25 protein-coding genes are annotated in these 24,133 nt (G+C 62.2%); 11 read left to right on the top strand and 14 right to left on the bottom strand.

Features of this window, described 5'->3' with window-relative positions; translation table 11 throughout:
• The first annotated feature begins 124 nt into the window (after nt 1–124).
• Nucleotides 125–322 carry a hypothetical protein gene (locus HL671_RS01950; RefSeq protein WP_148221396.1) on the top strand — a complete coding sequence of 66 codons (198 nt, stop codon included), beginning with the start codon at nt 125–127 and terminating at the stop codon, nt 320–322.
• Between the two features lie 82 nt (nt 323–404).
• On the opposite strand, the gene HL671_RS01945 is transcribed toward HL671_RS01950, so the two are convergent.
• Together HL671_RS01945 and HL671_RS01940 are read right to left on the bottom strand one after the other, a co-directional pair.
• Nucleotides 405–629, bottom strand: coding sequence for a hypothetical protein (locus tag HL671_RS01945; RefSeq protein ID WP_172235431.1), 225 nt, complete (start codon nt 627–629; stop codon nt 405–407).
• Nucleotides 630–1,067: 438 nt separating this feature from the next.
• Nucleotides 1,068–1,367: a hypothetical protein gene (locus tag HL671_RS01940; RefSeq protein ID WP_148221395.1), complete on the bottom strand. Its 300-nt coding sequence runs from the start codon at nt 1,365–1,367 to the stop codon at nt 1,068–1,070.
• Nucleotides 1,368–1,489: 122 nt separating this feature from the next.
• Here HL671_RS01940 and HL671_RS01935 point away from each other — a divergent pair, with 122 nt between their 5' ends.
• Both HL671_RS01935 and HL671_RS01930 read left to right on the top strand, forming a co-directional pair.
• Entirely contained in the window at nt 1,490–2,239 is a 750-nt protein-coding gene (locus HL671_RS01935) for a glycosyltransferase family 61 protein (protein WP_172235430.1), read from the top strand.
• A gap of 30 nt (nt 2,240–2,269) precedes the next feature.
• Nucleotides 2,270–3,193, top strand: coding sequence for a beta-1,6-N-acetylglucosaminyltransferase (locus HL671_RS01930; protein WP_172235429.1), 924 nt, complete (start codon nt 2,270–2,272; stop codon nt 3,191–3,193).
• On the opposite strand, the gene HL671_RS01925 is transcribed toward HL671_RS01930, so the two are convergent.
• Complete coding sequence (locus HL671_RS01925) at nt 3,183–4,178, bottom strand: hypothetical protein (protein WP_172235428.1); 996 nt, start codon at nt 4,176–4,178, stop codon at nt 3,183–3,185. The two genes, HL671_RS01930 and HL671_RS01925, sit on opposite strands and share 11 nt — an antisense overlap.
• Nucleotides 4,178–5,248 (bottom strand): glycosyltransferase, encoded by a 1,071-nt coding sequence (locus tag HL671_RS01920; protein ID WP_172235427.1) that lies wholly within the window; start codon nt 5,246–5,248, stop codon nt 4,178–4,180. Before HL671_RS01920 ends, HL671_RS01925 begins: the two co-directional genes overlap by 1 nt.
• A gap of 306 nt (nt 5,249–5,554) precedes the next feature.
• Here HL671_RS01920 and HL671_RS01915 point away from each other — a divergent pair, with 306 nt between their 5' ends.
• Nucleotides 5,555–6,922, top strand: coding sequence for an oligosaccharide flippase family protein (locus HL671_RS01915; protein WP_172235426.1), 1,368 nt, complete (start codon nt 5,555–5,557; stop codon nt 6,920–6,922).
• A 102-nt stretch (nt 6,923–7,024) separates the two neighbouring features.
• Here HL671_RS01915 and HL671_RS01910 read toward each other — a convergent pair whose 3' ends face one another.
• Both HL671_RS01910 and HL671_RS01905 read right to left on the bottom strand, forming a co-directional pair.
• Entirely contained in the window at nt 7,025–8,044 is a 1,020-nt protein-coding gene (locus HL671_RS01910) for a glycosyltransferase family 4 protein (RefSeq protein WP_307768956.1), read from the bottom strand.
• 139 nt (nt 8,045–8,183) lie between these two features.
• Complete coding sequence (locus HL671_RS01905; RefSeq protein ID WP_172235425.1) at nt 8,184–9,107, bottom strand: acyltransferase family protein; 924 nt, start codon at nt 9,105–9,107, stop codon at nt 8,184–8,186.
• Between the two features lie 198 nt (nt 9,108–9,305).
• Here HL671_RS01905 and HL671_RS01900 point away from each other — a divergent pair, with 198 nt between their 5' ends.
• The gene (locus HL671_RS01900) at nt 9,306–9,995 is read left to right on the top strand and encodes a class I SAM-dependent methyltransferase (protein WP_172235424.1); all 690 of its coding nucleotides are present in this window, start codon (nt 9,306–9,308) and stop codon (nt 9,993–9,995) included.
• 41 nt (nt 9,996–10,036) lie between these two features.
• On the opposite strand, the gene HL671_RS01895 is transcribed toward HL671_RS01900, so the two are convergent.
• From HL671_RS01895 to HL671_RS01885, 3 genes are all read right to left on the bottom strand, one after another.
• On the bottom strand, nt 10,037–13,135 hold the full coding sequence (locus HL671_RS01895) for a hypothetical protein (RefSeq protein WP_172235423.1): 3,099 nt from the start codon (nt 13,133–13,135) through the stop codon (nt 10,037–10,039).
• Nucleotides 13,136–13,191: 56 nt separating this feature from the next.
• Entirely contained in the window at nt 13,192–14,700 is a 1,509-nt protein-coding gene (locus HL671_RS01890) for a hypothetical protein (RefSeq protein ID WP_172235422.1), read from the bottom strand.
• Nucleotides 14,701–14,778: 78 nt separating this feature from the next.
• Complete coding sequence (locus HL671_RS01885) at nt 14,779–15,018, bottom strand: hypothetical protein (protein ID WP_049795298.1); 240 nt, start codon at nt 15,016–15,018, stop codon at nt 14,779–14,781.
• A 284-nt stretch (nt 15,019–15,302) separates the two neighbouring features.
• On the opposite strand from HL671_RS01885, the gene HL671_RS01880 reads away from it, so the two are divergent.
• Together HL671_RS01880 and HL671_RS01875 are read left to right on the top strand one after the other, a co-directional pair.
• Nucleotides 15,303–16,310 carry a glycosyltransferase 61 family protein gene (locus HL671_RS01880; protein WP_172235421.1) on the top strand — a complete coding sequence of 336 codons (1,008 nt, stop codon included), beginning with the start codon at nt 15,303–15,305 and terminating at the stop codon, nt 16,308–16,310.
• A 109-nt stretch (nt 16,311–16,419) separates the two neighbouring features.
• Nucleotides 16,420–16,704 (top strand): hypothetical protein, encoded by a 285-nt coding sequence (locus HL671_RS01875; protein WP_172235420.1) that lies wholly within the window; start codon nt 16,420–16,422, stop codon nt 16,702–16,704.
• Between the two features lie 41 nt (nt 16,705–16,745).
• On the opposite strand, the gene HL671_RS01870 is transcribed toward HL671_RS01875, so the two are convergent.
• Together HL671_RS01870 and HL671_RS01865 are read right to left on the bottom strand one after the other, a co-directional pair.
• Complete coding sequence (locus HL671_RS01870; RefSeq protein ID WP_210263710.1) at nt 16,746–17,456, bottom strand: BA14K family protein; 711 nt, start codon at nt 17,454–17,456, stop codon at nt 16,746–16,748.
• Nucleotides 17,457–17,558: 102 nt separating this feature from the next.
• On the bottom strand, nt 17,559–18,902 hold the full coding sequence (locus HL671_RS01865) for an acyltransferase family protein (RefSeq protein ID WP_172235418.1): 1,344 nt from the start codon (nt 18,900–18,902) through the stop codon (nt 17,559–17,561).
• 799 nt (nt 18,903–19,701) lie between these two features.
• Between HL671_RS01865 and HL671_RS01860 the strand changes: the two genes are divergently transcribed.
• Both HL671_RS01860 and HL671_RS01855 read left to right on the top strand, forming a co-directional pair.
• Entirely contained in the window at nt 19,702–20,412 is a 711-nt protein-coding gene (locus HL671_RS01860) for an alpha/beta hydrolase (protein WP_172235417.1), read from the top strand.
• Nucleotides 20,413–20,631: 219 nt separating this feature from the next.
• On the top strand, nt 20,632–20,874 hold the full coding sequence (locus HL671_RS01855; protein ID WP_012041288.1) for a hypothetical protein: 243 nt from the start codon (nt 20,632–20,634) through the stop codon (nt 20,872–20,874).
• Nucleotides 20,875–21,075: 201 nt separating this feature from the next.
• On the opposite strand, the gene HL671_RS01850 is transcribed toward HL671_RS01855, so the two are convergent.
• The 3 genes from HL671_RS01850 to HL671_RS01840 form a co-directional block, all read right to left on the bottom strand.
• Complete coding sequence (locus tag HL671_RS01850) at nt 21,076–21,297, bottom strand: hypothetical protein (RefSeq protein WP_012041287.1); 222 nt, start codon at nt 21,295–21,297, stop codon at nt 21,076–21,078.
• Between the two features lie 112 nt (nt 21,298–21,409).
• A complete protein-coding gene (locus HL671_RS01845; RefSeq protein ID WP_012041286.1) occupies nt 21,410–22,642 on the bottom strand; it encodes an MFS transporter in 1,233 nt (410 codons plus the stop codon).
• Between the two features lie 167 nt (nt 22,643–22,809).
• Nucleotides 22,810–23,175, bottom strand: coding sequence for an ATP-binding protein (locus HL671_RS01840; RefSeq protein WP_049795296.1), 366 nt, complete (start codon nt 23,173–23,175; stop codon nt 22,810–22,812).
• Between the two features lie 302 nt (nt 23,176–23,477).
• On the opposite strand from HL671_RS01840, the gene HL671_RS37940 reads away from it, so the two are divergent.
• Together HL671_RS37940 and HL671_RS01835 are read left to right on the top strand one after the other, a co-directional pair.
• Entirely contained in the window at nt 23,478–23,633 is a 156-nt protein-coding gene (locus HL671_RS37940) for a hypothetical protein (protein WP_210263709.1), read from the top strand.
• A gap of 223 nt (nt 23,634–23,856) precedes the next feature.
• Nucleotides 23,857–24,048 (top strand): hypothetical protein, encoded by a 192-nt coding sequence (locus HL671_RS01835; protein WP_172235416.1) that lies wholly within the window; start codon nt 23,857–23,859, stop codon nt 24,046–24,048.
• Nucleotides 24,049–24,133: the final 85 nt, after the last annotated feature.

Raw genomic sequence — 24,133 nt, 5'->3', positions numbered from 1 at the left:
CGCGCTGAAGCTGCTGAATGGTGACCGCGGTAGGCGAGCTCTATGGCAGGGCTGCCATATCTGCGCCAGCTTTGACATAGTTAATAGGGCGTATCACGTCGAAAACAACCTGAAGTACCTGCCAATGATTGCTGCCCTCAACTCCCGCTTCAAGCATGTTGCTATGGCGCTCGGCGCCGCGGTTCTGAGCGCTGCCTTCTTTAGGCACACTGCCCATGTTTACGCCGGCTTTTCGCGCGAGGAGATCCGATCAGCGGCCCTCGTCATGTGCCTGGCGATGCTGATTATCCTGACTGCGGGCCATACGCTGCGTAAGAACTGAGCAGAAGCCTAGGTTGTCTGACCAACAGAAAGGCAGCCCGTCCCGACAAGCGGATCGGCGATCATGCGGCGGGATATCGAACTCAGCGGCCGGGGGGCACGCCGTCTTTCCTCATGAAACAGACGACCCGGCCTACCGTCTGAAGGCGCTGTTGACCGCCGACCGGATTGTTGAGCTCCGCCCTGATCGCGTCGGCAGCCTTGTTGCAGAGTTGTTCGTTGGGGAATGAGTCGATGACCTGGGTCGTCGGCTGAGTCGGGCTTCCAAACACGATCCACTGCAACGAGACGAACAAGACCCATTCCATCGACAGCTCCCGACTCGATCGCGAGCTCCTGCGATCAGCTATCGAGGCAACCCAAGTTAGCTTTCCGACGACTCGCGCGGCCCGACGTTAAGGATCGTCTCGCCTCGTGTCTATCAAGCTGGTACGCTTGACAGCACAGGATATCCTGGCTGGACGGGGAGTTAAGAATTTGAGCGCGCTGACAAAAGGCAGTCTCATTGTACTGTGGCTGGGGGCTTTCGCAGGCTCGGCCACAGCTCAAAATGGGGTTACACCGCAAAGAGACGCCTATGGGAATCTTCGGCGTGAAAATGCGCCCTACTCCCAGCAGGGAATCAACCAGGGCCCGATCAACAACGGGCCCATCAGGAACACGCCATCGCAACCTTCGACGACGAACCGCACACCCGCGCAAGGAACGAGCAGATAGTCATCGGTGGTGACAGTCGAGGTCGTGCCTCACCACCACCAGATCATTTCGCGCGCCGGCGCTCCGCAGACGACCGCGCGGCGGCGTTCGATGCCATAGGCGGTCTGGACGGGCACCGTCTTGATGCAGCTTGGGTGAATGGCGAGATTATAGTGGAAAGGGGCGCCCTCGAATGAACCATGCAGCGGGCACAGATGGTCGAGGTTCGGACCGCACTGCGTGAGCGGATAAAGCCGATGACGCGCCGAAGCCGGATTGGATAGCGCCATTGCAGCGATCGCGACTGCCACCGCGGTCGCAATTTTGAACTTGGCGTGCATCGTCTTCATCCCCCAATCAAAGAAGCGCATTATTCGTGGTGAGACTATACGAATCTGACGCTTCTGGCAAAGCCGCCCAGGCCCATTGACGCTGAATATGACGAAGTGGTGGCCTCCCTCTGTGCTTGGGAGTGCGTGAGCTGAAATATGATGGGCAGGCCGAGCCCGTCGAGATCGAGCAGGCAGCCCTCGTCTCGTCCTATTACGGCGTGAAATATTTCGGACATTGGCTGCGTGACGATTGCACGCTGCACCTGCTGGCCGACGATCTCGGTCTGCCTCCGCTGTGCCTGCCGGGGCCGACCGGGCTTCATGTCGAGCACTACAAGGCGCTGTTCAACCAGAGCTGCGCGCCGACGTTCCGGGCGCGGATCAGGCATCTGACGATCTTCAGCGACTATCATCACAACCGCCTGCGGCGCGAGCGCTACGAACGCCTCCGCGCGGTGGTCGGAGCGCGCTTTCCGCACAAGGGCCGTCGCACATTGGTCTACCTGAAGCGCGGCCAGGACGGAGCGCGGCGCTGGATCGAGAACGAAGCCGAGATCATCGACGGTCTCACGCGCAGCGGCTTCGTCGTTCTCGACACGGCGACGACGCCGTTCGACGCGATGCTTGAGGCGCTGGTCGATGCGCGTCTGGTTGTCTCGCTCGAGGGCAGCCATATTGCACATTGTGTCTATGCCATGCCGTCCAGCAGCGGCCTGTTGGTGCTGCAGCCTCCGGACCGGTTTTCGGCCAATCAACGGCAATGGACCGCATGCCTCGGGATCAGGTCGGCCATGGTCGTGGGCATGCGGGGGCAGCAGGTCGGCGGCTATTGCTTTGATCTGAGCGAGATCCAACAGACCATCGATCTGCTTGATCGGGCGCTGGCGTGACCGCGCCCGGCTTCGACTGAGGGTCTGGCAATGACCGGCCGTCCCGACCTGCAGGGTGACGCCACCGCATTGACGCGGCCGGGCGGCGCAACCCGGCTCGCCTTCTTCATCCTGTGCCACAAGGCGCCGCATCAGGTCATCCGGCTGATCGAGCGCCTGCGCGACGATCGCAATGTCTTCGTGGTTCATGTCGACAAGCGGGCGGCGGTCGAGGTCTATCAGGAGCTCCGGGCGCTGTCCGAGCGGCTGCCCAGCCAGGTGTTTCTGTGCGCCGAGCGCCACCGCTGCTATTGGGGCCGGTTCGGCATCGTCGCGGCGACCTTGAGCTGCATGCGCGAGGCGATCACGAGGACCTTGGCGTTCGACCGCGCCTTCCTGCTGTCCGGCCAGGACTATCCGATCAAATCGCAGGACGAGATCCGCGCCCGGCTCGATGCGCATCCGAACGCCGAGTTCATCGAATCCTTTGCCGCCGACGCGCCCAATCGCTGGACCGCGGCGCAGGGCGAGCACAACGCCCTCAACCGCGTGCTCTATTGGACATTGTCGTTCCGCAGCCGGCACATCCAGATCAAATGGCGCCGGCGCTTTCCGCTCGGCTTTCGGCCGCATGGCGGCTCGATGTGGTGGTGCCTGACCAGCGACTGCGTCGCCTATGTCGACAGCTTCGTGCGGCAGAACCCCGCTTATGTCCGCTATTTCAAGACCGTCTTCATTCCCGACGAATCGTTCTTCCAGAGCCTGCTGTCGAACTCGCCGTTCCGCGACCGGATCGTCAGCGACGATCTGCGCTATGCCGATTGGGAGCGTCCGAATCCGCTCTATCCACGCACGCTGGACATCGACGATGCCGAGCGCCTGCGGGCCTCGCCCAAGCTGTTCGCGCGCAAATTCGACGAGCGCAGCCTGGCGCTGCTCGACCTGATCGACCGCGAGATCGCGCTCAGCCCATGAGCTCGTAATAGCCGAGCCGCCGCAGCCAGCTCCGCCGCGCCTTCAGCATGCGGAACTGCCAGGGCTGCAGCTCCTCGAACGGCAACAGCGGCGCCGGATGCGTGGCGGTGTCGTTGCGGTCGAGCAGGCCGCGTTGATGGGCCTCCACCAGCCACCATTTCGCCTCGCCGCCGGCGTGAAAGCATTTGATCCCGGAGAACCGCTCCCGCTGCAGCACCGCCGCGCCGGACACGCCGAGGCGGCGCAGCAGGCGCTTATATTGCGTGCGGTGCCAGCAGACCCATTGGCCGGGATCGAGATAGCCGCCGCCGATCTTCATCGCAATTGCGGCCCAGACGATGGACTCGATATGCATGTGGCGCGGCAGGGTCGGCGCCTCGAGCGTCGCGATCAGCCAGTTCAGCCAATCCAGATCGACCGGCTGCCGCCATTGCGCGACGCCGATATCGGTGTGATGCGCCAGCGCCACGCCGGCCGTGATCGCTGATGTCACGACCTCGTCGGGCAGCAGGCAGGACGGCCGCTGCCACATCAGCATCACGCCGCGCGCTGCCGTCGGCTCGAAGCTGAAGCGGTTGGGAAAATACAGATCGGGATCGAGCACGACCATCTCCTTCCCCGCCTCGCTCAGCAGCAGGGGATCGGTGATCTTGCGCCAGCAGGGATGGCCATGGCGGAACCGCCGCAGCGCCGGATGGCGTCCGAACCGCGCCGCCTCGAGATCGGCGAGATCGGCCTCGCCATGAACCGCGATCGCCCGCAATTGCGGCGCGGGACCCGCGCGCAAGCCCTCGAGTTCCTCCCGAAGCTGACGCACATCGTCCGGCCCATCGGTGATCAGCGTCAGCGTGAACGGCTCCACGCTATTGCGCAACAGGCTCCGCAGCGCCAGCCGCGCATAAGGTAGCGACCGCGGCGACAGCACCATGAACAGCCGGCGGGGCGTCTGCGCCCCATCCTCGGGCAATCCCTTGAGGTCGCGCATCAGCCGAATCCCGAGAGCCCGCGCGTCGCCACGGCCTGGAGCGGCGGCTGAAGCTTCAGACTGTCCAGGGCCTGGAGCTCCCGCTTCAAAAGCTCCGGCTCTGGCAGCTGGAGATGCTTGTAGATGTCGCGGATCCGGTACCGCCAATCGTGCCGGCGGCACATCTCGGCGACGTTGCGGGCGCGAGTGTCGGCAATGAAACCCGGATCCTCCAGCAGTTCGGTGATCAACGCGACCGCGCGCGCGGGATCGTCCGGAACTTCGATGGTCGCATTCGGCCAGGGAAACATCTCGTCGGCCATCACGCCGACCGGCCGTTTGCCAACGACCACGCAGCCGGTGCCGAGCGATTCCAGCCAGCGGCTCGTCACGAAACCGGCGTCACGCGGCCGGTTTCCGATCGGGTCCACCAGCATGTGAAACGCCAGGGAGATCTTCGCTCGCTGCAGCAGCTTCAGCAGCATCGGCCGCTCGGTATAGACGCCCGGTCCGGTATGGACGCCGAGCGGCGAGTGGAGATACAGCACCTTCGAGCGATCGGTGTGAAATTCGGCCTGGAAGCGCTGATGATAGCTGTCCGGCTGACGGCCGAAGCCGATCACATCGATGCTGCGCCCCGCATCGGTGTTGGCCCAGCGCAGGCAATCGAAGCCTTGACGCAACACGGAACTGGAGACGCCGAATTTCCGGCGCAGCAGCTCTGCTCCCTCTTCGCTGGTCGAGAACACGTGATCATATTGCCCGGCCCAACGGCCATAGGCCTCCAGGAAATAGGAGTCGATCACATAGCCGACGATCTGCCGAAAGCGCTTCCGTGCATCTGGAAGGGCGCGCACCATGCGCAGATCGCTAGGGTTGCGTGCCACAACAAGCAGCACATCGCCGGCGCTCGCATCGTCCAGCCGCAGAAACGGCCCGAACAGGCGGCTCTTGGTCCGCCCCACGATGGTGCGGATCGAGCGATGCTCGGCACAGAGGATGTGTCCGTCACTGAACCGCGCGAACAGGTCCTCGAATTCGTCGATCGCAACCCAGCCGGCGAACGGCGGTTGACGACGAGAAATCAGCACCGTTCCAGCTTTGTTTCCCGCTCCGCTCACCATGGCAGCTCAATAGCTGCAGCGCCCTGATCAGGTCAATTGTGCTTCTCGATCGCCCGGCGAGATCAGCGCGCGCCGGCCCGGCGAGTACCGCCGCGGCCGCGCGACTGCAGCTCGGGCGATTTGACTTTTAGATTGACCTTGCGAATAAGGACGCTCCCGGCCGCAGCCTGCAGGACAGGTCGCGCGCACGGGTCCAATGCATCCGGTCCCAGGCAGGCGTGACGGCCGCTCGATGTCCCCAGAAGCGTCCCGCGTCCGCGCCAGAGTCTGTTCATGACCCAGCCCTCCCGTTCGCTCAAGCGGCGCATCTTGAACGCCAGCGCATGGACGGTCGCCGGCTATGGCAGCGCGCTGGTGCTCCGGCTTCTCGGCAATCTGATCATCGCCCGGCTCCTGGCGCCCGAGGCATTCGGCATCATGGCGGTGGCCACCTCGATCCAGCTCGTGATCGCATTGACCGGCGACATCGGCCTGCGGCAGGCCGTGATCCGCAGCCCCAACATCCGCGAGCCCCGGTTCCTCCACACCGCATGGACCGTGCAGATCCTGCGCGGCCTGTCGATCTGGATCTTCTGCGTGATCGCAGCGGCGGGCCTGTCAACGCTCGATCGTCTTGGAATCATCACTGAGAACTCCGTCTATGGCAACAAGGTGCTTCCCGCGATCGTCGCCGTGACCTCCTTCTCGATCGTCATCGACAGCCTTCAATCGATGAGAGTGATGACGATGGGACGCGATTTGTCGCTCGCACGGCTGACGATCATCGATCTCGGGCAAATGGTCGTCGGCCTATGCGTGTCCGTCGTACTTGCCTGGTTTACCGGCTCCGTCTGGTGTTTCGTCGCCAGCTCCATTGCGGGCTCAATCGTCAATACGGCAGCGGGCCATCTGTGGTTGAAGGGTGCCCCTGATCGGATCGCCTGGGACCGAGCAGCCTTGAATGAGCTGATGCAGTTCGGGAAATGGGCTTCGATCTCATCCTTTGTCGGCATCATCGCCTCCCAGGGAAATCGGCTGTTACTCGGGATCTGGCTCACGCCGACAAATCTCGGTCTGTTCTCGATCGCATCGAATCTCTCGTCCGTTGTCGACGGCATTGGTGGACGGCTCTTCGGCGCAGTGTCCCTGCCCGCCCTCAGCGAGATCGTGCACGAACAGCCGCATCGCCTGCGTGAAGTGTTCTACCGGATGCGGTGGGGCGCGGACGCGGCCTACGTTGCCAGCGCCGGCTTCCTGTTCGCCTCAGGAAATTCCATCGTCGCACTGCTCTACGATCCGCGCTACGCCGAGGCGGGTCCGATGCTGCAGCTTCTCTCGTTCTATCTGTTGTTCTCGAGGTACGGCATCGTCCAGGACGTCTACATCGCGCTTGGAAAAGCGAACTATCTCACGGCGATCAACATCACGAAATTGATCTCCTTGTTCGTCGTCGTACCGCTGCTCTACTATTTATATGGACAGACCGGCGCCATCATTGGCGCGGGACTGTATCTGATATCAATTGTACCGCTGATCTTCTGGCTAAATCGTTCTTATTCGCTGAATAACTTCCGGTTCGAAATCCTGATCTTGTGCCTCTGGCCGATCGGATGGGGCGCGGGACTGCTTGCCAACGTGGCCATAGACATCCTCAAGCCCTGAGACAGGAATCGACATCGCTGCCTTGACGAATCGCAGCCCTGATCACGAACTCGCCGAGTCCTAGCTGGCAAGCTTCCGTCCTCCTGACGGAGAAAGCGGCATTCATTGCGGGCGCCCTGCAACCAATTCATGGAGAAACCCGCCGAATTGGACCGCGACCTGCCCCTCGGTACACGACTTCGCCGCGAATAGACGTCCGTGCTCCGCAAGCCGACCGCAAAATTCTCGATCATCCCAAAGACGCCTGATCGCTGCGGCAAGTGCAGCAGGCGATTTTGGTTCGACTAGAAGAGCATTCTCGCCATCGAACACATAGTCACGCACTCCCCGGGAGTCGGTCACCACCATCGCCTTGCCAAGATGCATCGCGGCGACCAGCGTCACATGACCGCAAGGAACCTGCGCATCATTCAACGGAAGGGCCATAAATCTCGCGTGATAAAGAATGTTCATCGCCTCTCCAAAGCCGATATTGCAATGGACAGACATGTTCTGCGGGACCTTCAATCCGGCGAGGTTCTCCGGCCTCACCACGAGCACGAAACGGACGTCGGGCAATTCGCGCGCCGCTTCGATCAATGTCGGGTAATCGCGCGCGTTACCGCCGATTGCCGCAACGTAGTTGCCTGCCTCTACGGGATCGTCCGGAGAGGCAACGGCAGGCGGCTGAACACTCCAATGCAAGAACTCGAAACGTTCGATGGGAAGATGAAATGCCGCTGCATAGACTTCTCTTTCGACCTGGGAGAACACAACGAAGCGTCGCACTCGCGCCAGCGCAAATCTGAACACAACGAGCTTCAACCGCCCAGGCAGAGCAACAAAATTGAAGCTGTGGGCGAGGATGGGGACGTCCACGCCAAGCAGCCGCGCGAACAATGCACACCAGGCGGCCAAGGTTGGCCCATGCGTAACCAGCACCGCCCCCTTGTTTCGGCGTGCGAGTCTGACGGACTTCAGAGCCGCCGAGAGACGCCCCAGATTAACAAAGTTTTGCAGGCCCCTTCCGAAACGAGACTTACAGGCAACAAATTCCCAGGTCAGGTCAGGAAAGTACGGCGCGACCCAGCGCCACGTGGCGCTGTCAATCTCGGAGCAACAAATCACCAATTTTTCTGTCACATGCCTGCCTGGATCAGAGCCAATTGACCTCCGTCACATCTATCTAAGCCGGAACTGTAGAGAACTCAAACGGCCGGCTTAGATCTGCGCACGATACGATCTAGATGCCCGTTTACACTGGGCCAGCTGATAAGCTGCATCATCCGCTTCTTTCTAGCTTGATCGATGAGCGCCGGTAGAGCGGATCGGGGCTCAGCCTTCTAAGGCCCTCAAGTACCGGCCTCTCAAACCAGCGCGCAAGAACGTAAGCGACAGCAAGAGACAACACGACAGCGCCAGCCAATCGCCAGAGCCATGAAGGATCTACTCCAAGCCTTTTGAATACGCCTGACATTGCAAAATAGATGGTGAGATGGACGAGGTAGAGCGGATAGGAAACCGCCCCGAACCATAGGCTCGCGGCAGGTGCGTTGATCGACATAAAGAGCTGTGACCATTTCTGATGAAAAGCAGCAATAGCCATCCCGAGGAAGAAACAAAGGTTCAGCGGACTAGTCAGCGTCTGCAATGGAGGCCGAGACAGGTCCTGCTCCCACCCATAAGTCACAAAATAGTCCAAGATGATTGCAAACCAACAACCAAAGAGTAGCGCCCCAGCTCTTCGGTTCAGAATAGCCACTAAGAAGAGACCGTAGAAAAGAAGTTCGTGCCTCAATGTCCAGGCCACGCTCACATAGAGCTGGCCTCCAGGAAGCAACAAGGCCTCGTGAACGATCCAGCCCAAGCCCATTTCGGCGATACCTGCCCTATTGCCCACGAAAAGGTGCAAGCTCAGATCAATTGTGAATACGAGCCAGTATGTTGGGAAGATCCGAACAACTCGTCGCCATGCATAATTGGCGGCCATGTCCGGCCGACCAAGATCCCGCCCATGGATGTGCAGGATGATGAATCCGCTTAAAACAAAAAAGAAAGCGACTGCAGACGTGCCGAGGGATACGATGAAAGGAAAATATTGCGACGGCACGCCCGCTAGAGATCCGTGGCTGATTACGACCAGGAGCGCAGCCAAACCTCGCGCCAGCTCTAGCCAGCCCATTTTTACGCGAGCGGGAACAGCCATTGGTCAAACCATGAAACAAGTACCGTTAACTTCGGCTTGCAACGATGACGCCTAATTGAAAGTAGAACAGTACAAGCGCTCTCGGTCGAGGGCAAGAGATCTCGCAGTCATGGCCGTTGTAGAGCTGCCTGTTCCCGAGCATTTTGTATGAACGACAGAAAAGCCGTTATAGCCATCAGGACTGTCGCGCGCAGATTGATGCTCACCCTGTTTCCAAGCACGAATCCCGAACGTTACGCACGAGAATTCCTCGGCCAGGAGCCGCGTCAGATCTTTTCCGAGATCTATCGCAAGAAGCTGTGGGGCGGGCGATTTTCCATGGGACCTTGCTCTGGGAGCGGCAGCCGCGATCCAACCGTGGTCGCGCCATATGTCGAAGCTGTGCGCTGTTTCCTCAGCAAGCTCGGCGGACCTTCCGTCGTCGACGTCGGCTGCGGTGATTTTCACGTCGGCAGCCGGCTTGTGACGTGCGCCGGACGCTATATCGGCTGCGACGTCGTCGACTTCGTCATCGCCGAGAACCAGCGCAGGCATCCCGGCGTCGAATTCGTCGTATGCGATGCGGTCACCGACGACTTGCCGCGGGGCGACGTCGTGCTGGTGAGACAGGTGCTCCAGCATCTCGACAACCGGCAGGTGGCACAGATACTGCCGAAGCTCTGCAACTATCGCTACGCGATCATCACCGAGCATATTCCTGGATTTGCCGATTTCATCCCGAATCTGGACAAGGCCGCCGGACCGGATCACCGCGTCAATTTCGGATCTGGCCTGGTCTTGACGGAGCCTCCCTTTAATCTCAGGGCCGACAACATCCGCGTTCTCTGCGAGGTGACTGAGTTTGGCGGCATCATCCAGACGACGCTTTACGAGCGCCCGACACTGTGATCCGTCTTCTGCGGTTCGCGCAACCGGGGAACGGCACCGCCTCAACCTCCCCTGTTGAACTCGTGGATGGCGTCGTAGCTCGAATAATGCTCGGCGCCGTAGCCGCGCGGGAACAGACCCCATTGCGATCGCTCATAGCCGTATTGCGCACCTGCCGCCTCGCGGCCTGGATGGGCAGCAACCACGTCGGCAAATCCCTGCTTGTAAAGCGCCTTATATTGCGGACTGAATTTGTATCGATAGATCATATCGACGATCTGCGACGCCATTTCAGTGGCGTCGTCCCGACCACTCACCGTGTAGGCCGAGACGTTCCACCCCAGCGACTTGATCCTCGCGGTGAGCCCCGGAACATCGGTGACAGGATCATTGGTGCCATTGTTGATGTTGCCGACCCCGAATTGTGGCCCGCCTTCATAGTGGATCACAGCCATCTTGCGCGACCGGCCGGCATCGAATGATGCGGCGATCTGCTCAAGCTGAGGATAGACCTTCGTCTTGTAATGCTCAAAGGTAATGCCGCCCGCGCCTGGCGAGCTTCGTTTCACGGCCCCATAGATCTGAGCCGACAGGGCGGTATAGGCCGCGTCGACATTGCCGGCGGCATGATCTTTCGCCGCCTGCAGCAGCGGCGCATTTTCAAACGCTGCTCCCTTGATGTAGTTCACGTCGCCCGCAATCCAGGGCGATCCCCAATATGGCGCAACGCCGATGGCATCACAAATATCGATCGGCCGATTTGGCGCTGCGTTGTAGGACGGGGCGGGTCCGCCACCAAGTCCGCCATGCGCGGCATAAATGCGGTTCGCGGCGGCGTCCAGACTACCGCCCTTGAACTGGAACATGTTGGTATTGCCAAGATCCCAGGTCGCCGACTGATTGAAAAGATAAAGCTGAGCTCGCGGTCGTTTTGCCGTCCACGCGGCGATAGTGAGATCACCATACTGCTTCGTTCGCAGTGCGGTGATGCTGTAGTTCGGATTGTTACTCCCGGATGCGAACCCCAGGCAGAAGCCCTTCGCCATCGCCCTTCCCCAGGGTGATTGGCCGAAGTTCCACATCTCGTTGCCAACTTCCGTGCCGAACTTCACGTCCGGCTTGAGATTGTCCCGGAAGTAGTTGGTGACGTCGGTGATGAACTGCGCGTTGGTGTTGATCGGCCAGTTGATCCAACAGCCCGCACCGGTGGCGTTGCACAACTCCACCATGTATTCGAATGGAATGGATTGCAGCATGCCGCCAGGACGCCAGATCCAGCCGTCGAGCAGATAGCTGTAGATGAAGGTCCCGGTGGCACCGCCTTCGCCGAAGGTCGCCGACACGGCGCCGGTGCTGCGCAGCGACAGCGACAGGCCCTCGCCGGCCCAGGTGTCGGCCTGCTGAATGTCCAAGGTGTTGGGCGGCAGTCCGAAGGGGAACGCAGAGATGCCGGCCTGCTTCAATACCGTATCGTTGTTGATGGCCTGATTGAGACTCGCGCATAGCACCTGCAGCGACTTGTCGGTCCCGATCCGGGTCTCGTAAGACAATGTATATGAGCCGCCCGGAAGATCGGCGCGATTGAAGGTCAGCGACAATATCTCCGCATTCGAGACATTTCCGGCGAAGCGCATGCGAATTCGATTCTGACCAGCCGCGAAGGCGTAGGGATCGAGTCGACCGATGCGGCAAAACGTGCCCGCAGGCCCTGACAGGTAGTCGATAGACAGTGCGCCCATGTGAGGGGTAATCGGAAAGAAGCTCAAGTCTCCGGAATTCCAGACCGCGACCTTGCCGGTGAGTATCGGATCGGCAGCGAAAAGGTCCATGAGATTTGCTTTGATGCCGGCGAAACTCGAATCCTGGTAGCGCCTGCGGGATCCGACAACATAGGATGCATCATACGGCTTACCGCCATTGAGCCATGGCGCCGAAAACCTGAACTCGAGCTTGCTGCCCGGCGCAGGAATAGTGCCCGACAATCTCAGTATTCGACACTGCGCACCGAATCCGTAAATGTACTTCGCCCCGCGGCCATCGACATTCAACGTCGGATTGATACCTTTATTGGGGAGATCGAGAACTCCCTGAACGACCTCGTTGTCCCGGTACAGTCCCGCACTCGGCCCCGACCGGCTGACACACGTGTAGGCATCTTCGGGGCCCCGCTTGATGCTACCGACCCAATAATCCGGCACGAACCTTCCTCCGGGCCCAGGATAGAACAAGCTCGCCGCCGGGACGCGCCGCGCGAACTCGCTCTCATAGCTGGCCTGTACCCCGGTGAGATCCATGAATCGCAGCCAGGATGGCCGCAAATGTCGCATCTGCTCGATCAGAAGCGGATCGACGAGCGCCCCGGAATCGACCAGCGTCTCGTTCTCGGCCTTGCAGAATACGAGATTGCTGAATCCCGAAAACGTGCCCTGGGCCAGGATGTAGACGGCGATGTTCGTCGCCTGCCAGATCGCTTCACCGCCCGGCCCGCGATAGGGATCGTTCGGATTCCAGGCCGCCGGCTCTCCCGTGAGCGCATTGGCGACCAGATCCACCGTATTCGGATCGACCCGCACGCTTTTCCAGATGCCGGCCGCACTGGCTTGGCCACGACCGGCCAGCGCCTGCACCTTGATCACCGGACTTGCGGAATTGGCGAAGCCCGGCTTGAAAGTCAGGCGCACGCGCCGGCCGCCGGCGCCGTTGTCGACGGGCGATGGCGACATGTTGAGAATGTTGGCGCCGAAGGTCAGTACGACCCGCGGATTGGTCTTGTCGAGGATCGTGGTGTTGTAGTTCGTCTCCCCGGTATTGCCGCTGACGCCGACGATGTTCTGGCCACCGCTGCGGATCAGCGCGCCAGGCGAGAACTGCATCGAACCGCGCCCACGAAACTTCCAGACGAAATCGCCGAAGTACCCCTCCGGCATCGACGGGTTGGCACCCATGTTTGTCGCGGGCGTCTTGATAGGATAGCCGTTGGCGTCTTGATTGCCAGGATCGCTGTTAAAGACGAAATGTTTTGCCAAATTGGCATAACCTGCGATCGCGTTGATTACGATGCGACGTCCAGCCTCAGGATCTGCGGCTGAGACAACGGACGGGACCAACTCGGCGAACGCGAGGGCACCCGCCCCGGACAACAACTGACGGCGATCCAGCATGGCGTAACTAATCCCTATCGAAATCGATTACATTCAAATCTGATCTGCCGCCCGGATCAACCGACCGGACGATTGCGAGGACGTACAGGAATATGAGTGCCCCGATCACGGCTCCGATCCGGCATGTCAGGAAAGGCGACCGGCCCGGTCAGCTCTGCCATCGCAGGCAATTCAGCAGCCGGCGCCGCTTGCGGCTGGCGCTGTCGTACCTTGGCCGCATAGGCCTCGGACGCTCCGAGCAGCGTTCCGACCAGCAGCCACGACCACGGACTGAGCGTCGAGTTCGGCAGCAGTTCGACGACGTTCACGGCGGTCAGCAGCGACAGACCCGCCAACAGCACGGCATCTCGAAATGAGGCGGCCTTGCGCAGTGCGCGGAGAGCGAAGAACACCGGCGCGCTGAACAGCCCGAATTCGGCGATGAAGCCGATCAGCCCGAACTGCCCCAGCGTGATGATCCAGCGACCATCTGTGACACTGGCATCGCCCGCGAGTCCTTCCCACGTCTCCAAGTGGATGCGGTTTCGCCCGAACCGGCCCCACCCGAACACAAGTCGCTCACCGGCGTGCTGAAGCAGTTGCTCTTCCTGGTCGAAGCGGAACTTCAGCGAATAGGCACGATCCTGATTGATGCTCGACGCGACATCGAACAGCATGTTGGTCGGGAACACGCCCGCAATCCGCATGGCCGGATAGGTCAGGGCCAGCGCGACCAGGATCACGGCCAGCTTGGCCTGCAGGCGCGGTTGCGTCCATCGCACCAGGGGCACCAGCACGGCCCCGTAGACGAGGGCGGCGCCGGATTTGCACAGCACCAGGACGACGCCGAGATAGAAGGTGACGGCGCCTGCCGGCGCGGAGCGCACCACCACCACCTTGGCCCGCCACAGCACGGCCGCCGCGACCGTCACGCTCATCGCGAAGAAGCCAGCGATCAGGCCGTGCCCCATGAACACCATCGGCCGGAAGCTGCCGCCTTCGCGGATCTGCTGGATGAAGTCGCTCGGATAGTAGCCGTAGAACCAGAAATGCAGCTGCGGGCTCATGCGGATCTCAAACAGCAGCAGCAGCGAATAGCCGAGCCCCGCAACGACCAGCGCCACGAACACCGCCTGCACATCCTCCATTCGCCGCAGGAACTCGCGGCCGATCAGGAACGGGATCAGCGCGATGAACTGGGCCAAGGCGGCGGACAGGCCGTCATACAGGCCGACGCCGGGAATGACCGAGCGGCCGACATAAATCGGATCGCTGTTCAAGAGCGAGGTCACCACCGGGCTGAACAGGAAGACGAGCATCAAGCCCTCGACCAGGCCGAAGCTGCGCCACAGCCTGACGGCACGGTTCGTTGCCAGCATGCAGCCGGCGAGCGCGCACAGGCTCGGAATCGAGAACTTGTCGAATTGCGGAATCATCGGGATCTTGAAGAACGTCCCGACCGGGAGCAGCAGCTGCGCTCCCAGCATCGTCCACAACGTCGCCTGGACCAGCGGCCGCGTGGCATAGAGCACGATCGCAACGACCGGCCAGGCCAACAGCGCGACATAGGCGAATGAATTCGGCATTGCGACGTTCGCCTGGCCTCGGGAAGGATGATGATCCGGCGGTATCTATGACGTCAGCTCAGACCGGCAGGTTCGGATCTATTTGCGCTGGCAGGACTGCTGACAGAACTGAGCCTGGTTGTCGCAGGAGCTGAGGCATGGCCCACTATAGGAGCTCGGGCAGACCCGCTTGCAAGCCTCGGCCTGGCTGGCGCAATTGACGAGACAGGCATTCGCGCTCTCGGCCACGCGCCAGGGACTCTTCATGGCCGCGTCGGCTGCGGTCGTCACCATGGCTGCGGCCATCGCCACAACGAGACCGATTGCTCTCAACCTCATGTCATCCTCCGACCGAACCAGGCCCCTCAATACCGCATCTTGGCCGGCGCTGGCTACCCGTTGTCGTCAGAGCTCCACATCCCCTGCGCTTCGGACCAAACGGGCGCCGGGCCGCGCGATCGCGAACTCCCGCTCGGCGAGGGTTGCGGCTATTCCGATCCGCCGCGCTTTCCTATAGCAGGGAGGCTCGTACTGTTTTCAGACTGCGGTGTCATTTGGCCGTTCCCATTCGTCTTGTTCCTTACGTCAACTATATCCAGCGCCGCCTTTTCGGCGGCGTCAGATTGGAACATGCTGCCGATCGGCAGGACGTTCTGTGTCCCGAAGAGTCGATTCGGGCCCGACCGGCCATCGTCCTTCCTGGACAGATCGATGCGATCATCGGCACCGCCGACGGGACGACCGTCGCTCTCGAACTCGACGCCGCCGTTGCCGAGCGCCTGAAAGCGAGCCCCACCATCGCCTATCGCATCGCCGATGCCATCCTTGTCGACGGCTCGGTCTATCGCGGCAGCTTCAAGGCCTTCATCGCCGCACGCTCGCATTTCCGCAGCCGCGAGGTTCGACACGTGGACCGAGCCGGCCTCGCTTCGTCCCATCTGGCCGGGAGGTATTTCGGCCACTGGCTCGCCGACGACAGCCTGCAATACGAGCTCGCCCAGGAGCGCGGCGAGCCGCTCTGCTTCCCGCTCCCCATCTATTCGGAGCACCGCGACTTCTACGCGGCCCAGCTGCGCCAGACCTATTCACCCACCAGCCGCGCCGTGGTGAGAGACCTCACCCTCTATCAGGACTTCTACTGGGGAATTCATCAGAACAGCCTCCGGCGCTCGCTGACGCGCGCGCTCAGGCAGCGCGCGCGGAACGGCCAGCTGGGAAAACGCGAGCATCTCATCTACCTCAAGCGCGGCAGGACCGGGATGCGCCGCGTGATTCAGAACGAGGACGAGCTTGTCGCACGGCTGGCGCAGAACGGCTTCATCACCATCGACCTGGAGACGATGAGTCTCGCGCAGATCCATGCGGCGCTGTCGCGGGCGAAGATCGTGGTCTCGATCGAGGGCAGCCATGTCAGCCACGGCATCTTCTCGATGCCCGAGGACAGCGGCCTGCTGCTGTTGCAGCCCCCCGACCGTTTCCTGGCCTTTCACCGCGGCTGGACCGAAGCCGCGGGCATCTGGTTCGGCTTCGTCGTCGGGAAGCAGGCCGACGACGGATATCTGTTCGCGCCCTCCGACATCATGCGGACCCTCGACCTCATGCTGGGTCGCATCGAAGCCCGCGCGCTGTAAGGTCCCTTGTCGAAGCGGCGGATTCGCAGGATATTCGTCCACTGCACATTCGGGCACCGCTGCCGGATCATCCGGCCGTTGCGGCAGGACGACTGCACAGGAGACGCATATGGGGTTTCGCTTCACAATGTCCTTGGGGCTTTCAGCCGCAGCCGTGGCGGTTTGCCTGGCGGCGGGTCCGGCGGAAGCGGGGCACCGGCGCACGCTCGTGGCCGCCGAGGCGTCGGGCGTCTGCACCGTGATTCCGCAGCCGCTGCCCTTGATCTATCCCGCGCCGGACTGGCGGCCGTTCTTCCACAAGCACTATTACCGGTTCGGGCCGACGCCGACCTGCGTCTGGTCGGAGGCCGCGGTGGTGCCGGCGGGACAGACCGTCATTTCCGTCCGCTATTGATCGTTACAGGCGATCCGACGGCCTCGGCCGTCGGATCCAGCTCATGATCGGCACGGCCGCCGGCGACCACTGAAATCCCGGTAGCTCTCGGTCTTCGCATCATAGGTGCGGAACGAGGTGCAGCCCGCGGGATCGCCCCGGCTGGCACGCGATCCCGACGGTTCGGCGCGATTCGCCTCGGGGGCATCCTTCTCCCGCACGGCCGGCTGCGCCGGGGCCGGCGTGCCTTCAGCCGCCTTGATTCCGTCGCCGTCGGTCGAGGGCCGCGACTGTGGCTGAACGGCCACACTGCCCGTCGTTTTAACGGCGTCTCCCGCCGCAGCCGTGGCCGCGTCATGAGCAGGTGCCCCCTGCCCCGCCTCCGGCGTGGCGGAGCTCTGCTGGCCCTTCCCGCGATGCAGGTCGATCAGATCCTTGCAGGCGAAGGGAAACACCACATCGCCCGCCGCGGTGATCCCGATCGGCATGCAACCGCCCGGCGGCGGCTGGTCGGGCCCGGCCTCCGTTGCCGCTGCGGCAGGCGCTGGTTTGGTGGCGCCGGTCGTCTGCGCCATGGCAGCGCCGGCCATCAGCAGGAGCTGGCAGGCGACGCCGACGAAAATCTGCCTGTTGAAAGACAAGTCAGTGCCCCACGCGATACTTCTTTGAGCCGGAATTGGATACGGCAGGTGACGCTTTGAAAATAGAGGATTTGTGGCGAAACTATCGCGACATGCCTTTTTCCAGGAGAACGGAACCGACCAGCGCGACAATCAATAGTTTTGTCCTAGTCATGTAGTTTCCTTTGAGTTGATTCAAGCCTCTGCTGTCCTCGTGTCTGTCGCAGGGCGCATATCGGATCGCAGCCGCCGGCATCAGGGCTGCACGGCGCCTGCCGATTTCTGCACATGCCGCAGTCCGGCGATCCGCCGGATCGCCTGCCTCACCAACGGCTCGCCGAATTGGGCGACCGCCCAGGAAGTCACCACCGCACAGGCGATTGGCGCGACCGGCAACAGCAGCGACGGCAGGACGGGCGCGTGTACCGCCATAGCCGGGAGCAGTGCCCGGATGATGGGATAGTGAACCAGGTACAATGGGTAGCTGATGAAGCCGAAGAACAGGAGAACGCGCGAGGACAGAGTTCGCTGCCACAGTGGGATGGTGACCGCCGTCGCAAACAACAGCACCACGACGCACAAGCCCATGCGTTCGGGAATCGCGAAGCGCGCCGTGGCTGCGGAGATCAATCCCGCGCTGATTGCCAGCGCAAGCATCGGCCACCGTCGGTGCGACCAGTAGAGATAGAACAGCGCACCGCTCGAAAACCAGCCAAAATGAATGAAGCCGATCCAATCGGTGGCGGCCGCGATGCGGCTGCCCAGCGAGCTCAGATCCAGACCGAAGATCAGCCGCAGACCCAGCGAGCAGAGGAATATCGCGAAGATGAGGGCGACGGCGAACGCACGGCCGCCAGCGAAATACGCGAGCCCGAACACGATGTAGAACACGACCTCGACATAGAGAGACCAGAATGATCCTTCCATCGAGGCGATGCTGAGACCCGTCAGCGAGTGGATGAGCGCCGGATTGAGGAAGGTCAGGCCGGGGATGAGATTGATCCAGGTCTTCGGGCTATTCGGTCCGGCACCGATGATATTCTCCAAGCCGAGGATGAAACACGAGCAGATCAGCATCGCAGGAAACAGCCTCAGCCACCGCCGAGCGACGAATGACGCGACATCATTGCAGGCTTCGAGGCTCATCAGGATGACGAAGCCGGATATCAGAAAGAAAAGCTGGACACCCTGCCAGCCCAACCGGAGCGGAATGACTGCGAAACGATCCCCGAATGGCAACGTGTCCGGGAACGCCACATAGCCATGAAACATCACGACGGCGATGATCGCGATGCCTCGCAGCCCGTCCAGATACTCGATCCGACCCCGCCCCACGCCTGAACTCTCCTCACCCTGCTCGGCTTTGGCACGGAGATCACAACCCGCATCTTCGAGCTCGGTCAAGGAGAAAGCAGCAGCGTGTTCGCGCCCGGCTTTTGTGGCGAGTCCTGCGCCGCCGCTTTCGAACCATCGCGTTGAATGGTGCGACGGCTCTCGCACCGGCGTCGCCGCCGACATCCACATAGGCAACTTTCCAGCCAGACGAGACAGCGCGCGTTGCCGCAGACGACCGCGCATCTGCCCTTCTGTCGTTATCATCAGCGCAACTCGCTCCAACTGTCGCGACGTCAAGTTTCAACCAGACCATGCGATCGCTTAGGCCGTGCGGGCGTGATCTCGCGGCGTGATCTGCCCGAGCCATGCTGTCGTCGCGCGCCTCGACATCTGAGAGGCGCAGGGAGAGCCGGACCTCGACTGAGGCCCGTGGCCCGCCTGCGGAAAAAAAATGCAGGCGGCAGGTACCACAGGTCCAGCCGGACGATCCGGCCCCCCCTGCGCGATCGGTTTTAACGGTGTCCTTCGTGCTCTCCTTGGGGACCGGGCTTTGTTGCCCCCATCGCCAGTGCTGCTGCTTCGAGCAGACGAGCACGAGCTTGACCTCAGCATCGGGAGGCCGGGACCACACGACTTCGCCGTCCGCGACGCAAGCGCTCGTCTGGCGCAGCATCCGCGTCCATCGCAGCCCACCTCCACGTATCGTGACGACGCGTACGCCCTCTGCATGAGGCGGGATGGGAGGAGTGAAGCATAGAATTCGGAAAAATGGAAGATCAATATTTTCGCGGCGGGAGCTTGAAATAGGGCATCTTCCTGCAAACTAAGCGAAATGAGCATTGGCCGATTGCCCGGCGCCCCGGACGAAAGGACCCCCCTCATGCTGACACTTGCAGGCTCATGAGGTCGAAGGACCGATATCGAGGATCATCACGCCGCCTTGCCGGGGGTCAAGCAAGCGTGATCCGATGACGCTTCGCGGGGCAAGACTCGCTTGAACGTTCATCGCGACCGAACGCACTCACCCGAGCGCCTCTCGCCAGGCTATCAGGATCTTCCAGGCATGCCCCTGCTCTCTCGCGACTTCGATCTGCACACGGCTTCCGAGCGCCTGCGCGTGACGGTCGATCTTCCGGCAGAAGACACGCTGCCGCGTGTGCTGTCGCTGCACGGTGCCGGTCCCTCCAATCGTGCGCGCATGGACTATCTCGCCGCGCATCTGGCCAGGCTGGGCTGGGGAACGGTCCGCTTCGACTTTTCCGGCCACGGCGACAGCTCCGGTACGATGAGCGGATCGAGCATCGACAAGCGCATGCAAGAGGCGCTGGCCGTGGCGACTGAACTGGACAGGACCACAGCGCCAGTCCTGATCGGGACCAGCATGGGCGGACATCTGGCCGTCAGGCTCAGCGAAGACCTGGGACCGTCGCACCTGATTCTGTTCTGTCCCGCGGCCTATGGCACAGCCACCGAGACGATCACCTTCGGACCAGCCTTCACCGATGCGCTGAGGCGACCGGGCTCCTATCACAACTCGCTCGCTTATTCAGCGATCAGCCACTATGCGGGCCGCCTCACCATCATCATCGGAGCGGAAGACGAGATCATTCCGGGAGAGGTCATCGATCGATATCTGGCAGCGGCCAAGCGTGCACGAAGCGTCAGGCTCGAACGCCTTGCCGGGGCGCCCCACCAGATCCACGGCTGGGCCGTCAAGACGCCCGGCGCCGAACGCCTCGTGTTGTCGATCGTGGAAGACGAGTTGCAGCGGTGATTTCATCGGATCGATGCAGACCGCCGAAGCCGGAATTCACCACATGCGGACTGCAGTGCCCGTGCAGCTGTCCGTACGTCAGCGCAAGGCTGGATCGCCAGATGCCATCGCCCCGCATTCGTGGAGTTGAGTTCGTCCTTTCGCGTCGCAGCGTTGCTAATCAGGCAAATTGAGCGCAGGCTCCTCCCAAGCGCGAACGTCGCATCAAGGGAGAGACGCATGAAGGAACCGGGCCTCGATGGCCGCCACCGGGACAAGGATGGCGAGATCAGCAGGAAGCACGGCAATACGCTGGTCGGCACCTTGCGCAAGATCTACGGCAAGTCGTTTGCCGCCGGCTATCCGGAGGCGACCAAGCTCAGCGACGTGCTGATGCAACTGAACGAAACCTCACTCAGCCAGTTGCGCCGTGATCACGGCACCGGGCACCTGGACCACAAGCTCAAGGAGGCCTCGAAGTGATCGAGACTTGCTGAAGGCGACTCGTCCGATTGGCGAGGCTGATTAGCCTTCGCACAACTTGTTCGCTCCCTTTATTTCGCGCCCTCTCGCCACGGCGAGCAAGGTTTTTAATCGCTGCGCGCCGATGCGCGGAGCTCTTTCGCGCGTCGGAAAGCCCGTGCATCGGGCACTCCGACGCTGATGCGGATCGACCGGGCCGTCCTACTTCGGCAGGCTGCCCGCCTGGTTGGTCCCCGGGCCGACATTGCCCTGGCTCGACGAGGTGGAATCGCGGCCGGATTTCATGTTGCTGCCGGTGGTCTGCGACGAGGTCGCTGAGGTCGAGGCGTTGTGCTTCTTGTGATGTTTCGCTTGCGCCGCAAGCGGCACGGCGGCGAGGCTGGCCGCAACGAAGGTGGCAATGGCGAGCTGCGTCTTCTTCATGGATCGATCTCCATCGGGGGTGAACTCCACGCACGCCCAACCCGCCTGCGACATTTGCGTTCCAGCCGGCGGATCAAGCGTTGTTGTGAGTTCGAGACGCGCTGCGCATGTCTCATGCCGACGCTCGCGCCGGCATCGGAGGCGCCTGCGGCCTCGTCCTGGCAAACGGCTTGAACATCGTCATGATCAGGACCGCCCCGAGCCCCATCAGCCAGGAGCCGACATAGAGCCATGTGTAGCTGGCGAAGCTGTCATAGATCAGGCCGCCGGCCAGCGGTCCGGTCGCCATGCCCAGGCTGCCGGCCATCGCGATCCCGCCCATGACCGTGCCCATCATCGCCTGCGGAAAATTCTCCCGCGCGATCGCGGCATAGAGCGGCATCGTGCCGGCATAGATGAAGCCGAATACGGCCGCGACCGCATAGAATGCCGCGAGATCCTGCGCAAAGACGTAGGCAAGCGCACCGAAGGCTTGCGCCAGCAGGCCGAGGACGAGAATGCGCTTGGCCCCGAACCGATCGCCGAGCAGGCCGAAAGCGATCCGACCGAACAGCCCCGCCAGCCCCTCGACGCTGTAGATCGTCACCGCGGCCATCAGCGGGATTCCGCAGCTCACCGCGTAGCTCACGGTGTGAATGATCGGGCCCGAATGCGTCGCGCAGCAGAAGAAGTTGGTGGCGAGCAGGATGGTGAATTGCGGCGATCGCAGTGCGGTGGGCCGCGTCATCTCAGGGAGCCCTGGGCCGTGCTGCGGCGCCGCGGCTGTGTCGCGCTCGACCTCGGGCGGGCGGCGCACCAGCAGCGACACGGGAATCATGATGGCTGCGACGACGGCGGCGATGCATTGCATGGAGGTGCGCCAATCCCAATGCGAGACCAGCCAGGCCGCGAGCGGCGACATGGTCATCGGCGCCACGCCCATGCCGGCCGAGACCAGCGAGACGGCGAGGCTGCGATGGGTGTCGAACCAGCCGGTCACGGTCGCCATCACAGGCGCGAAGATCGCCGCCGTGGCGCCGCCAACCAGCAGCCCGAACAGCAGCTGGAACATCAGCAGCGACGATGCCAGGCTGGCGAGCGCGAGGCTGGCTGCCAACAGGATCGAGCCGATCAGCACCACCGGACGCGGTCCAACGCGGTCGCAGAGGGTTCCCCATCCGATGCTCGTGACCGCCATGGCCAGGAAGCCAATCGTCATGGCGCTGGACAGCCCGGCCACCGACCACCCGGTGTCCAGGGCAATCGGCTTGAGGAACACCGGCAGCGAGAACATGCCTCCGATTGCAACACAGCCCAGAAGGCCTCCAGCCGCCACGATCACCCAGCGATCATGCAATGCGCTCATCGGTCGCTCCATGTCACTCCATGGAATGAAGACGCAGAGGACAGCAGCGGGACGACATGCGCGACCGGACTTTTTCGCCCGCATGGCGACCCGACGCGCTGCGGCGGCGATCGTTCAAACGCGACCTGCGACCGCTCGGATCGTCGGCGAACACCAGGTCTGACGCATCACTGCAGGAGAGTCGCAGCCGCGACGGCGATCGAAACGATCATGCCGTCCGGCAGCCACCGCCAAGTCACGTGCCCATTGTGCCGGCTCACTGTCGAGCGAACGAGGGAGCTGCCAAAGCCCTCGCTTGCAGGCTCCGAGACGGCGGGGCCCCCGATCTCGTTCCAGGTGATGCTCAGGTCCTCGCCGTCGAGAGACCAGCTGAGCTCGACCCGTCCCGACTCGGCGCTCAGCGCGCCGTACTTGCTGGCATTGGTGGCCAGCTCATGAAAGATCAGCGCCATGCTGCTGATCGCGTGGTCCCCGAGATGAACGTCCGGGCCGCGCATCCCACTTTCATAGGGACGCAACACGGTGGTCAGCACCTGTCGCCGAGTTGCGCCCGCCGCCCGGCCGGTAATGATGATGTCGGAAACTGCGCGGGGAAACATTCGAGCGGACCGGGAACGTCTGGAGCCTAGGATACTTGCAAATCAGACACTTGATCCGGCCCCAGCAGATCCGACGCCGTCCTGGCGCGCAGGAGACCGCGCGGCAGCGAACCGAGAGCAGTAGACGAGCCGCTCATTCTCATGGATACTGAGCGCCAGCTTCAGGACGCGGGACACGAGGTCAGGTCGGTTCGGGGTGCAGATCAGGCGATCGACGTGCTGCCGAATGTGCAGACGTGCTTCTGACCGAAATCGGCATGCGGAGTTCCATGGCGGGTTTCACGGACCGCAGTCTCGTGGACCTCGGCTTCGTGGACGCCGGCTTCACGACGGCTTCGGTTTCGCTGCCGCAGTTTGGCAGCAGGCCGCAGTCAATGAACGCATCACTCTGAGAGGCGTGGTGCCTCAGATCAGCCCCCGTCGGACTGTAACAGGCTTTGTACCACGTGAGGCTCGGACTGTATGAGGCTCGGACTGTACGAGTCCTGACGGTATCAGGCGCGAACGGCCGGGTTGGCTTGCCCACGCGATGCCGTCCGATGCGACACAATTCCGGTGATCACCGCCCACGATCAGGTGGGTCTACCGCATCCAAACCACACACAGGACGATCAGATGCTCAAACGCAAACCAACAACCAAGGCCGTGCTCGAAGCCAACAAGGTGTTCAAGCCTGTCGAACCGAAACCCACGGAATACGCCGCCCAGCAAAAGGCCTTCCAAGACAATCGCGAGCGGCTCCGGTCCGAGCGGCTGGCCCGCGACGCCGCCGAGCATGAGACCGGCGGCCAGCGCCGCTCGTCCTAACGAGATCACCAGCGGCTCGATTACCTCTCGATTGCCTGGAGCCGACGGCGATGCGCGCCTGACAACGACGCATCGGCTTCGTCAG

This window comes from Bradyrhizobium denitrificans, from assembly GCF_013179005.1.
In the GTDB taxonomy this organism is placed as follows: Bacteria; Pseudomonadota; Alphaproteobacteria; order Rhizobiales; family Xanthobacteraceae; genus Bradyrhizobium; species Bradyrhizobium denitrificans.
This window is presented reverse-complemented; position numbering and strand designations above follow the sequence as displayed.